Origin of the sequence: Methanolobus sp. ZRKC3 (genome assembly GCF_045291275.1) — an archaeon.
GTDB lineage: Archaea > Halobacteriota > Methanosarcinia > Methanosarcinales > Methanosarcinaceae > Methanolobus.
Window position 1 is genome coordinate 219,026 of the sequence record NZ_CP146982.1, and the last position, 12,063, is coordinate 231,088.

The window sequence follows — 12,063 nt, forward strand, 5'->3', positions numbered from 1 at the left end:
TCTCTCTGACACCTAGTTTGGTTTATAAATAATGCAGTTAATACATAATTTTGTAGAGAATTTGGAGGATGATACTGTGGAAGAGGATGAATACGAAAGTTTTGTCAGCAAGGATCAATTTGGATTTTATGACATTTCAGCAGAGGGGGCCAAGAAGATGGTAGACAAAAAGGATGCTTTTGTGCTTGATGTAAGGGATCAGGCTGCCTTTGATAAGGAGCACCTTGAGGATGCACATCGCATAGATGTCCTTGATATTGAGAACAAGGTAGATGAGCTCCCGCAGGACAAAAAAATACTTGTATATTGTGAAATCGGTGTTCTGAGTATGGCAGCCGGTAAAAAGCTCCTTGAATCAGGTTTTAGCGAAGTTTACAATATAACCGGTGGTTTCCAGGAGTGGAAACAAGCAGGTTACCCAACTGAAAAATAATATTAATTAATACAAATAGTTCTAGTAATGAACTATAATTTAATTTTTTGAAATTAACAATAGTAAATTCTTATCTTCAGGAGATCGTGACATGGAAAACAACTATGATGAATACGTCACCAAAAATGTTCTTGGTTTCTATAATGTCAAATTACCCGGCGCAAAATTGATGCTGGAAAGTGGTGAGTTCTTTGTGCTTGATGTGAGACCTGCCAGTATGTTCGGAACTTCTCATCTGAAAGGTGCTGTAAACATAAACAATGCAAGTCTTAGTGGTCGTATGGATGAGATCCCAAGAGACAAGAAGATACTGCTCTACTGTACTATCGACCTTTCGAGCAGGAACTCTGGCAAGAAACTAATTGAAGCAGGCTTTAAGGAAGTCTACAATATGGTGGGTGGCTTCAAAGCCTGGAATGCAGAAGGTTGTCCTGTTGTGAGCGACAGCTGATTCTGAATATTTTTAAATGTGTAGTTTTCAAAGGTCATAACATGGCTGATATAAGATTGATCTCATGGAACGTAAATGGCATCAGAGCAGCACAAAAGAAGGGTTTGCTTGACTGGTTGGATGTGGAAAAACCTGATATATTGTGTGTTCAGGAAACGAAAGCCCGGAAAGAGCAGCTTGATTCTCAACTTGCCGAGCCGAATGGCTATCATAGTTACTTCTCCTCAGCAGAAAAGAAGGGCTATAGCGGAGTTGCCTTATATTCAAAAACAGAACCTGAAAGTGTTAAGTGTGGTTTCGGAATTGACAAGTTTGACACTGAAGGCCGCACATTGATAGCCGATTATGGTGATTTCGTACTATTTAACATATATTTCCCTAATGGAAAAGCTTCAAAAGAAAGGCTTGAGTACAAGATGGAATTCTACAATGCTTTTCTGGAATATGCTGATACTCTTAAAGGTAGAGGTAAAAAAATCATTGTCTGCGGTGATGTCAACACTGCTCACAATGAGATAGACCTTGCTCGTCCTAAGGAGAACGAAAAGATTTCCGGTTTTCTTCCGCAAGAGAGGGCATGGATAGATAAACTCCTTAGCCATGGTTATGTGGATACTTTCCGGTCATTCAACCAGGAGCCGGAAAACTATACCTGGTGGAGCATGCGCACACGTGCCCGGGAAAGAAATGTGGGCTGGAGAATTGATTACTTCTATGCAAGCGAGAACATCGTGGAAAACATCACTGATGCGTTTATAATGCCTGATGTCATGGGTTCTGATCACTGCCCCATAGGGATAGATATGAAGATCTGATCAACTGGAAACATTTTCAGTTTCCGATTCAGTCAATTCTCTTCATTTTCTATATTTTTTATTGCAAGCTTAACAGCCTCTTCAGGGCCATTTGCTTTAATGGTTCCTTCAACATTCCATTTTGATTCAAGGCAGATGACTTTCTTTCCCATTTTCAGGGACAAAGCTATTTCGGAAAGGGTTCCGTATTCGCCATCAATTGCTATCAGGGCATCGCAAGACTGTGCTATAATGGTATTTCTGGCATGTCCCATATTGCTGAGTATTTCTATATCAATGTAGGAATTGGACTCATTACGCTGACTGCCTGGTAGTATTCCAATGGTGGTGCCTCCTGCATTTTTTGCTCCCATTGAAGCTGCTTCCATGACACCGCCAAGTCCTCCGCATATCAATATCGCACCATTGTTTGCAATCTCTCTTCCAACCTTTTTTGCAATATGCTCTATGTAGTTGCTGCAGGAACCAGCACCGATAACTCCTATTTGGATGCCCATGAGATGATCTCCAGGTATGTATTACATGTATTCGCTCTGTATCTGTAACACTTCTTTACTGTTTTTAGCAGTTGAGTATTCTTCAAGCGGTTCGTGGTTCAGTTCTAAAAAAGTGTGTCCCCAGTTGAATTTGCCCATTACCTTCTCAGCCTGCTTTTTATGCCCCAGTATATACAAGGCTGCAGCAAAAGCTTCTACCGAGGTTAGTTTGAAAGGCCTTCCGAAATTCACCGGATTTGCTGCAACAAGGTATGGCAGAGCACGATGTTGTAGATTCATTCGCATGATCTGGGGGAATACTTCCTCCAGATGTTCCCAGGAGCAGTCAAGTACAGTTATCCCTTTTTTCACATCGTCGGCAGGGGATATGGCTTTCTCGGCCATGGGGTCAAGCAATATTGATCCTCTGGGTATCTTGTTCACCTTGTCAAATATCCTGGCAAGGTCGAAACGAGCCATTTTCTTTCCAGTGCATTTTTTTGGGTCGCATTGCTTTGCATGATAAATAAAAAGTTTCAGGTCATTTTCGTACATTTGATTCATGGCTCTTTGTTCATGTAATCCTATATATTGATTGTTTTGCTAAATGTCAAAAAGGTATATTATTATAGTTACCTTTTTATATTTACGATGCATTTTCTAATAAAATACGTTTGATTGATGTTCAAATAAATGTAATTATACAAACTAAATCTTATTACACTAACTAAATCTTATTATACAGTTAATCACCATTATATGCTATCCAACGTGTTATCGGGGTGTTCTATGACCGCAAAAATATACGCAATTGTATCAGGAAAGGGTGGCACTGGTTCCACAACAGCCACAATAAACCTTGGAGCTTCGCTCGCAGGTTTTGCAAAAAAGACTCTTATTATAGATTCAGATATCGGAATGCCTAATGTTGGCCTGATGCTTGGCATTGAGACGACAAAGGCAACATTGCATGATGTTCTCACAGGCGTGGATAGCCTTAAAGATGCTATCTATGACGGTCCTAACAACCTGAAAATAATTCCGGGTAGTATTTCGTTGCAGAGTTTTTTGCATGTTGATTCGGACAATCTGGATGATATTATTGAACAGGTAAAGGAAAAATATGAATTTATTTTGATCGATGCACCTACTGGTATCAATAAAACATCTTTGTCTGTGCTGTCACTTGCGGATGAAGTTATTCAGGTCATGAATCCTGATATTGCATCTCTTGCTGGTGCCATGAAGATGAAAGCAGTCTCAGAAAGCATGCACAAGCAATTTAAGGGAATTATTGTGAACAAGACTGGTGTAATAGCCAATGAAATGAGTGGTGATAGAATCGAAAACACTCTTGGCCTAAAGATACTTGAATTTCTCCCCGAAGATGTAAATGTGAAAAACTCGGTCGTATTCAAGGCTCCAATAGTCGTTAAGTATCCTGGTTCTCCTTTTTCCGTAGGTATCAACAAGTTGTCAGCGGAAATGGCAGGTATCAAAGTTCCTGCAGTTGAGACCTTTGTCGAGGAGAAGAAATCCAAGTCAAAGATGGGAAATAGATTCTCCCTTTCAAAGAAAAAGAAGTGAGGAATATTTGTCGTTGCTAAGAAACGAGTCGATATTTCATATCTGGTAAATTGAAATAGATCTTTAAGTGGGGCCGGTAACAATGGATGATGATTCTGGTATACAGACTAATGATAAACTAAAAGCAGACCCTCTTCATGTTGATGGCGTGAAGGTGGGGGATACAGAAGCTGCGCTTGAAAATGAAATTGATATCCTTTCTGATCTGGAATATGCGGAAGTGACTGATCACCAGGAGTTTGGGGAAGACCTTGCAGATGACAATACCAGTGAGATACTTCCTTTTGTTGATGATGACTCATTTGTAGATGAGTTAGCAGATCTGATCTTGCCTGCAGATGAACTTGTAAGTATCGAGGAATTGAAGAGCAAGGTTAATGCTCTGATTCCAGATGATATTTACGAAGATGACATACTTGAAATGGATATAACTTCCTGGGAGAAGGTCATTACAGAGATATTTGAAGAAGAGGTTATCGAAGAAGAAATTATCGAAGAGGAAGATGAATCGGAATCCCTGGTCGATAAAGTCAATAAACTCTTCGCAAGGAAGAAGATAAACCTTGATCCCTATAATATCGTTGAGCATGGTCCTATAGTTGATTTTACAATATCTGCAGATGATCCTTTCAAAGAGGTAGAGCTGTATGGGGTAAATCCTCCTTATGGTTACGTGAGAATAGCATATAACCCTGAATCTCATGAATTCCAGTATCAAGTAATTGAACCTATTCTCACTCAAAAAGAGTATGAATTACTCAAAACAATAAAGCTGAAATTCATAGAAACGCTTGATGTCAATCTGAATAATGTTACCAGGAAGAATGCAGAATCATATCTGAGAGAAAATGTCATAAGATATCTGGAAGAATATCAGATTGATATATCTCCAAGAAAACGTGAACGTATTATGTACCACATTGTGAGGAACTATGTGGGATATGGTGATATAGATATATTGATGAGAGATCCATACATTGAAGATGTCTCATGTGATGGTCCTAATACTCCTATTTATATTTACCACAGGGAATATAACTCGATTCCTTCCAGTGTAGTCTTTCCTGATGATAATACACTTGATTCATTCGCAATACGGATCGCACAGATATGTGGAAGACATGTATCGATTGCCAGGCCTTTGCTGGATGCTACCCTGCCAGATGGTTCGCGTATCCAGCTTACTCTTGGGAGGGAAGTAACAACCCGTGGAAGTACTTTTACCATAAGGCGTTTCAGGGATAATCCAATAACTCCGACAAACCTTGTTGATTTCCATACATTCTCCACTGCAATGATGGCATATTTGTGGCTTGCAGTTGATTCCAATAAGAGTCTGATATTTGCAGGAGGTACTGCATCTGGAAAGACAACCGCGATGAATGCGGTTTCAATTTTCATCCAGCCAGAAATGAAAATAGTTTCAATTGAGGATACAAGAGAACTCAATCTATCCCATCCCAACTGGATACCTGGTGTTACTCGTGCATCTTTTGCAGGTGATGAAAAGGGTTCTATCGAGATGTATGAACTTCTTAAGGCATCACTTCGCCAAAGACCTGAGTATATCCTTGTGGGTGAGGTTAGGGGTGCAGAAGCCTATGTACTATTCCAGGCAATGTCCACAGGGCACACAACTTTCTCGACAATGCATGCCGATTCAGTGCAGTCTGTAGTTCACAGGCTGGAAAATCCTCCGATAAACGTACCGAGGATCATGATACAGGCATTGGATCTGGTTGCTATTCAGGTTCAGGTCAAGGTAAACGGTGAACGTGTAAGGCGCTGTAAGACTCTGACTGAGATAGTTGGCGTAGATCCAAGAACCGGTGAACTTCTTACAAATGATGTATTCTCATGGGATGCTGCAAGAGATATATTCCAGTATTCCGGTAGGTCGTACATAGTTGAGAGTGTCATGGAAAACAGGGGCTGGACCGAGGAAAGGGTTCGTGATGAGCTAAAACGTCGTCAGGATATAGTTGAATGGTTACGCAAGGAGAAAATATCAAAGTATGATGACTTTGCGAAAATCGTAGTTGCCTATAATCGCGAGCCTGAAACAATAATGAAAATGGTGAGGCAGGGTTTGGATGGCTAATCTATATTTCGTATTTGCCTACAATCTTTTTGGAAAATATTACGAAAAGAGAAGGCTTGAATACTTCGGTCTTCGTCACAACCTGTTAAAGAACAGGATGGACATTGGCTACGATGTGTATATGTCCGGAGCACTGCTAAGTGCTACGATCTGTGCTTTTTCTGCTCTGGTATTTTTCACGACAATAATCGCAATATTTGGTGTTCCTGAGCTTAAAGCTAGCCGCTTTACTTTTCCTTTGTGGTTTGCACCTTATCTTCAGTATAAATCGATTGCAGTAGGATTATTTGGGGCAATTATTGTCTTATTACTTGTATTTTCAATAGTCTACAAGTTGTTCATACTCTATCCTGTTATTACGTCAAGTGATAGAAAAAGAAGGATCGACTCTCTGCTTCCGTACGCTGTTAACTATATGGCTGCGATGTCCGGTGCAGGTGTGCTGCCCGTTGATCTTTTCAGATCCCTTGCAAAAAATCCTATATATGGTGAGGTGGCAGTGGAATGTAGATTCCTTGTACGTGATATTGAGATACTGGGCCATGACCTTGTAACTGCAATGAAGAATCTGACTGCGAGTACTCCTTCAACGGCTCTTCAGGATTTTCTTCAAGGAGCCATAACAGTGATCACTTCAGGTGGGGACCTTGAGACATATTTCCAGATAAAGACCGAACAATATCTAACGGAGAATCGTCAGAGCCAGAAGGAATTCCTGGAGACGCTTGGTCTTCTGGGGGAGACCTATGTCACAGCCTTTGTGGCTGGTCCTCTGTTTCTTATTGTTGTAATATCTATCATGTCAATGATGGGTAATGTCCAGATAGTGTTCCTTTATTTGATCATATACGCCATGATCCCAGTTGGCAATATTATGTATGTGATCCTTATAAGTGCCATGAGTCAGGAGGCCTAACATGAACTTCAAAAAAATGTTCAAGTCCTTCTCTCCGGAATTCGGTGCGGATATTTCCGAAGAAGAACTGTGCGAACTCGAAGATGCTTTAATCGATTCAAAAATTACAAATGCCAAGAAGAATGTACTTGCAAAAAAATTCTTGAAAAACCCGGCACAAACCATTTTCAAGTACCCTGGATATGCATTTCTCATAAGTATTCCGGTAGCTATCACCGCTTTTGTAGTTGGCATGATGTTCGCATGGGGCACGGTAATGATGGATGATGTGATCATTTTTACTGTACTCATATCCATAACTCCGCCTGCAATCGCATATCATAAAAAACAAAAGAACACTGGTAATATAGAGGAATATCTTCCTAACTTCCTGAGGGATGTATCAGAAATGAGCAAGGCGGGTCTCACTTTGCCAAAGGCTGTGAATACTGTTGCCAAAGGTGAATATGGGGCCCTTACAAAGGAAGTCCAGCACATGGATTCCTCTATGTCCTGGGGTGTATCCTTTGAGCAGTCATTGCTCAATTTTTCAATGCGTGTAAATACGCCTATCATTGAAAGATCTGTAGCCCTTATCACTCAGGCCAGCAGGGCCGGTGGGCGTGTGTCTTCAGTTTTAGAAGCGGCTGCTCGTGATGCCAGGGAAGTAAAGATCCTGGAACGCGAAAGGTGGGGAAATATGATGGTTTATGTAGTTATTAGCTACATGTCTTTCTTCGTCTTTATTTTCGTGATAGCCATGTTGACCACATCATTTGTACCAGCAATGGCAGAGGCCGGGGCGGCTGCTGCAGCTTCTGGTGCTGGGTCTCAGTTTGTAGGTGCTTTTGATCCTAGTTTATATGGCAGGTTGATGATGCATACTGCTGTACTCCAGGGTTTTATGAGCGGCCTTGTAGCAGGACAGATGGGTGAAGGATCTGTATTCCAGGGTCTCAAGCATTCGATCATTCTGACGCTGATCGCCTGGACAGTTTTTACATTCCTTATTTAAGGCCAGAATATATCTCTCTGGCTTTTTCATCTATTTTTGAGAAAAGGTCGCTGCCATTAGCATCTATGCCTACAACGAGCGGTCCGAATTCCTTCACTTCAAGAACCCATACAGCTTCGGGCATACCAAGCTCTGGCCAGTGAACCTCTTTAACGCTAATGATATTCTCTGCGGCAAGTGCTGCACATCCGCCTGTAAATGCAAGATATACGCATTTTCCCCGAAGTGCTTCGGTGACATCTTTCATACCACCTTTTCCAATAAGAGCAAGCACATTATGCTTCTCAAGAAGTTCAGGTGTCATTTTGGACATGCGGGCACTTGTGGTAGGTCCGGCGGCAATGACCTCCCATTTTCCGTTCTTCTCCTGCATGAGCGGACCGCAATGATAGATGACTGCTCCATCAAGATCAAAGGGAATATTCTCACTCTTTTCAGTCTTCTCAAGGATATGCGCATGCGCTTCATCTCTGGCAGTGAGGATAGTTCCTGTTAAGTAAACGATATCTCCGGCACAAAGACTTGTAATATCTTCTAATTTCAGTGGCATTGTCAGATGATATTCCATTATTCATCACCTCCAAGTGTGGCTGATGCATGACGATTGGCCCAGCACTGGATGTTCACAGCTACAGGAAGGGATGCTGTGTGACAATGGGCTTTTTTTACGTGTACTGCAAGGGCTGTAGTGTTTCCGCCAAGCCCCATGGGTCCTATTCCCAGGGAATTGATATCATTGAGTATGGAGGATTCGAATTCATCCATCTCTGTCATCTCTTCAAGTAAAGATGCCTTGGCAAGTCTTGCTGCCTTGTCAAATGATCCTCCGATACCCACGCCAACAACAATTGGTGGGCATGGTTTTCCTCCTGCTTTCAGGACAGTTTCAAGGATGAAGTTTCTTATCTGGCTTGTTTCTGTAGGGTTGAGCATTTTAATGGTACTCATGTTTTCGGAACCTGCACCCTTTGGAGCTACGGTTATCTTTAGTTTTTTCCCGTCAGAAAAACTATACTTTATATCTGGTATCCCATCTCCGGTGTTATCTCCGCTGTTGCTGCGTGTGAGTGGGTCAACAGCATTTGGTCTAAGAGGAATTGATCTGGTAGCCTTTCTAACTCCTTCTGAAATGGCTGATTCAAGGTTGAAGTTGATATTGAGCTCTCTTCCCATCTCAACAAAAAAGATCAATATTCCTGTATCCTGGCAAATGGGTATTTCATTGCGCTTAGCAATATCAATATTTTTGAGTATGGCCTCTAATTGTTCTTTGGCAACTGGGGATGATTCGCTATCCCTGGCTTTTCTTAATGCTTCTATCACATCTTCAGAAAGGGTAGTTTCAGCTCTTTTCAGAACATCGATCGTGGCAACTACTACATCATCGTAAGAAATATCATTTGACAAAAAAGATCACCTTTAGTATTTGGCACAGGAATGGGGATTCAAATCCATGAGCACCTATGTGAGTATAATTAAAGTATTCTATCATTTCAGGGTAGTAGGCTTTTATGTTATTTATCATACTCATGTTTTAATTGAGGACTTAATAGATGTTGGCTTAACAGCAAAAGCATAAGAATAGCAGGTAAAAATAGAACAGCATTATAAGTTGAATATGGTGCGAGAGGGGGGAATCGAACCCACGAATTCCTGCGAAAATGGATCTTGAGTCCATCGCCGTTGACCGCTTGGCTACTCTCGCACTTGAGATTAACAACTCTTCTATAGCAGTATTTGTTATAAATTTATTGGCATGAAATGCCTGAAACCAATCATTAAATCTGTTTAATTGGAGTTTTTATCTTGAAAGTAGAACCTTTTCCAACTTCACTCTCAACTTCTACAGTGCCATTGTGAAGCTCAACGAGTTGTTTGACGAGGGCAAGTCCAAGTCCGGTACCCTGATATTTTCTTGATTCTGCCGAATCAACCTGCCTAAAAGGCTGGAATATTATATTTTGTTCCTCTGGTGATATTCCAATTCCCGTATCTGATACTTCAATTGATAATTGATCGTTATCATATCTTGCGGTGATGCGTATATTCCCGTCCTGTGGAGTAAATTTAACTGCATTATTCAGGAGATTATACATGATCTGTTTGAATTTTATCTTGTCAGCATATATTTCTAGATCATCTGGTGAGATTTCTGTCTTCACATCTATATTTTTCTTTACTGAGGTCGGATAAATGAGGCTTTCGACATCTTCTAAGATTTCTTTTGTTGTGAAGTGCTCACAATTAAGTTCCATTCTTCCTGCCTCGAACTTTGAAATATCCAGGATGTTATTTATTAATTCAAGCAGGTGATTGCCACTATTTGTTATGTGGGTTGAATATCTTTTCTGTGCATTGGTCAGGCTGCCACAGTTTTCTTCAAGCAATATGTCTGAAAAACCGATTATGGAAGTAAGTGGTGTCCTGAGTTCGTGGTTCATAGTTGCCAGAAATTCCGACTTTGTCCTGTTCGCTTCTTCGGCTGTCATCCTTGCAATGATAAGTTTCTCCTGTGTGTCTTTAAGCTCGGAAATATCCTGAAAGCTCTCCAGAATGTATTCTTCGCCATCTATGGTAACTACCTTTGCATTCTTTAGAATTGGTTTTTTCTCTCCGTCATGGCATTTGATGGTAGTATCCATCCCTTGAAATCCATTATTTCCTTCTTCCCATATGGGGCATTTTTTAGAGCTGGAGCCTTTTGGACATACTTTGTCACAAAGTTGTCCTATCAGTTCTTCCCTGCTGTATCCTGTAATCTCACATGTCCTGCGGTTGACGTTCTTTATAATGTAATCTCTGCCTATTATTAGAGTTCCGCCAGGCATATATTCATACAATGTATGGAGTCGCTCTTCGCTTTCCTTCAGTTTTTTCTCGATTTTCCTCTGATCTGTAATGTCATTGTGGTATCCCAGATATCCGCATACATTACCTTCTTTGTCAAGAAGTGCTGAGATCTTACATTCGCAGAAAAGGAAAGTTCCATCTTTTCTACGAATCCAGACATCTCCAAAATAGGTATTTCCAGAGATGGCAGTATCATGTATGTTCTTTTTAATTTCTTCAAAAGGGGGATGTGCAGAAAAAATCTCATAAGACATATTTCCTATAAGTTCAGCAAGATCCCATCCATAAAGTTCCTCTGCAGCTTTGTTCATGTATAGGATCCTGAAGTTTTCATCAGTGCACATTACACTATCGGGGGATATGTCAATGATATCTTTAAAGTTCAATGTCATTTTACTGCCAACCATTAATTTTTTTCTCCACTTGTAAAAATGTATTGTATTGAATGCATAAAATACCAATTCATTCAAACTGTTTCAGTCACTATATTTAAAATTTTATATTTGGGTGAAATCATTATACTTATATTCTGTGTAAAACCTGGAAAATATGGAACTGATGTGATGGTAGCAGTGATATGGTAGTTGTCCGGCCGAATGGTTTGATAACTATAAGCTAAATGCTTTTGTTTTATGCTTTCAAAGCACATTTTCGGCTTTTGTGAACTTTAATTGTAATTACAAACCGTTGATCTGAGGTCAATATCGGGTCAAGTTTCTGCTTGTCATATTGCAGATTTTGTCTGGAAAGACCTGAACAACAACGGTGTACGGGATGCTGAGTACTAGATCTCGATCTAGAACGAAAAACGATGAGGCAATTTTTGTTTTTTGTGGTAAGCAATACTCAGGCTATTTATCATTTTCAAATTTCATGTGAAAATTAAATAGAAAATAGATTTTCTACAGAGTCGAATGTTCAATATTGCCGTATAAAACATTATTAATTTATTATTGGCAACTAAAATATTTGGTATACATGGCATAAAATCCAAACTGTTTTCCCACATACTATAGTGTCTCTATTTGACTTTAAGATTTCAATCCAATCAATAGATTTGGACTATTGGTGAGCTTCGAATTAATATCATCATCATGATTTGCAAGCCCAATTCTCATTATATCATCAGGATGGTTTTCCCCGTCAGTAGCACTTTTTGTATTATTTCCCCACCATCCTGTATCCTCTGGAAGAATACTGGCAGTTCTGTAGGCTGTATAATCAAGACTGATTTCTCCTGCCATGCCTGGAATAAACAGACCCGGTATAAACTGGAACACAAAAATGAGTGCGATAAAAAAGAGTGATGATCCAGGAAGAAAGTCTGTAGAAATTTGCCAGTTTTCGTCTGGCATTCACAATTAACATGGTTTGAATAATATACAAGTATGGTTGATAAATAATAGGATTGATTCGGAAATTAATTTTGAACTAATGTTT

Annotated in this window: 13 protein-coding genes and 1 tRNA gene; 7 read left to right on the top strand and 7 right to left on the bottom strand. The window is 40.1% G+C overall.

The window, feature by feature from the left end; translation table 11 throughout:
- Nucleotides 1-76 precede the first annotated feature (76 nt).
- From V7O66_RS01065 to V7O66_RS01075, 3 genes are all read left to right on the top strand, one after another.
- Nucleotides 77-433, top strand: a complete 357-nt coding sequence (locus V7O66_RS01065) for a rhodanese-like domain-containing protein (RefSeq protein ID WP_406661143.1) — start codon at nucleotides 77-79, stop codon at nucleotides 431-433.
- Between the two features lie 91 nt (nucleotides 434-524).
- On the top strand, nucleotides 525-884 hold the full coding sequence (locus tag V7O66_RS01070) for a rhodanese-like domain-containing protein (protein WP_406661144.1): 360 nt from the start codon (nucleotides 525-527) through the stop codon (nucleotides 882-884).
- Nucleotides 885-925: 41 nt separating this feature from the next.
- Nucleotides 926-1,699, top strand: a complete 774-nt coding sequence (locus tag V7O66_RS01075; protein WP_406661145.1) for an exodeoxyribonuclease III — start codon at nucleotides 926-928, stop codon at nucleotides 1,697-1,699.
- Between the two features lie 32 nt (nucleotides 1,700-1,731).
- On the opposite strand, the gene V7O66_RS01080 is transcribed toward V7O66_RS01075, so the two are convergent.
- Nucleotides 1,732-2,196 carry a TIGR00725 family protein gene (locus V7O66_RS01080; protein WP_406661146.1) on the bottom strand — a complete coding sequence of 155 codons (465 nt, stop codon included), beginning with the start codon at nucleotides 2,194-2,196 and terminating at the stop codon, nucleotides 1,732-1,734.
- Nucleotides 2,197-2,217: 21 nt separating this feature from the next.
- Nucleotides 2,218-2,739 carry a DUF367 family protein gene (locus tag V7O66_RS01085; protein WP_406661147.1) on the bottom strand — a complete coding sequence of 174 codons (522 nt, stop codon included), beginning with the start codon at nucleotides 2,737-2,739 and terminating at the stop codon, nucleotides 2,218-2,220.
- 225 nt (nucleotides 2,740-2,964) lie between these two features.
- On the opposite strand from V7O66_RS01085, the gene minD reads away from it, so the two are divergent.
- The 4 genes from minD (at nucleotide 2,965) to V7O66_RS01105 (ending at nucleotide 7,773) form a co-directional block, all read left to right on the top strand.
- Nucleotides 2,965-3,762 carry a cell division ATPase MinD gene (minD, locus tag V7O66_RS01090; protein WP_406661148.1) on the top strand — a complete coding sequence of 266 codons (798 nt, stop codon included), beginning with the start codon at nucleotides 2,965-2,967 and terminating at the stop codon, nucleotides 3,760-3,762.
- Between the two features lie 82 nt (nucleotides 3,763-3,844).
- Nucleotides 3,845-5,863 carry a type II/IV secretion system ATPase subunit gene (locus V7O66_RS01095; protein ID WP_406661149.1) on the top strand — a complete coding sequence of 673 codons (2,019 nt, stop codon included), beginning with the start codon at nucleotides 3,845-3,847 and terminating at the stop codon, nucleotides 5,861-5,863.
- Nucleotides 5,856-6,779 carry a type II secretion system F family protein gene (locus tag V7O66_RS01100; RefSeq protein ID WP_406661150.1) on the top strand — a complete coding sequence of 308 codons (924 nt, stop codon included), beginning with the start codon at nucleotides 5,856-5,858 and terminating at the stop codon, nucleotides 6,777-6,779. The genes V7O66_RS01095 and V7O66_RS01100 overlap by 8 nt, the downstream gene beginning before the upstream one ends.
- Before the next feature lies 1 nt (nucleotide 6,780).
- A complete protein-coding gene (locus V7O66_RS01105) occupies nucleotides 6,781-7,773 on the top strand; it encodes a type II secretion system F family protein (RefSeq protein WP_406661151.1) in 993 nt (330 codons plus the stop codon).
- Here the strand turns inward: V7O66_RS01105 and V7O66_RS01110 are convergent.
- From V7O66_RS01110 to V7O66_RS01130, 5 genes are all read right to left on the bottom strand, one after another.
- Nucleotides 7,766-8,341 carry a FumA C-terminus/TtdB family hydratase beta subunit gene (locus V7O66_RS01110; RefSeq protein WP_406661152.1) on the bottom strand — a complete coding sequence of 192 codons (576 nt, stop codon included), beginning with the start codon at nucleotides 8,339-8,341 and terminating at the stop codon, nucleotides 7,766-7,768. The genes V7O66_RS01105 and V7O66_RS01110 overlap by 8 nt on opposite strands.
- The gene (locus V7O66_RS01115) at nucleotides 8,341-9,180 is read right to left on the bottom strand and encodes a fumarate hydratase (RefSeq protein WP_406661153.1); all 840 of its coding nucleotides are present in this window, start codon (nucleotides 9,178-9,180) and stop codon (nucleotides 8,341-8,343) included. Before V7O66_RS01115 ends, V7O66_RS01110 begins: the two co-directional genes overlap by 1 nt.
- Nucleotides 9,181-9,392: 212 nt before the next feature.
- Nucleotides 9,393-9,478: transfer RNA gene (locus V7O66_RS01120), tRNA-Leu, on the bottom strand.
- A 73-nt stretch (nucleotides 9,479-9,551) separates the two neighbouring features.
- Entirely contained in the window at nucleotides 9,552-11,030 is a 1,479-nt protein-coding gene (locus V7O66_RS01125) for a PAS domain-containing sensor histidine kinase (RefSeq protein WP_406661154.1), read from the bottom strand.
- Nucleotides 11,031-11,654: 624 nt separating this feature from the next.
- On the bottom strand, nucleotides 11,655-11,978 hold the full coding sequence (locus V7O66_RS01130) for a hypothetical protein (protein WP_406661155.1): 324 nt from the start codon (nucleotides 11,976-11,978) through the stop codon (nucleotides 11,655-11,657).
- Between the last annotated feature and the right edge of the window lie 85 nt (nucleotides 11,979-12,063).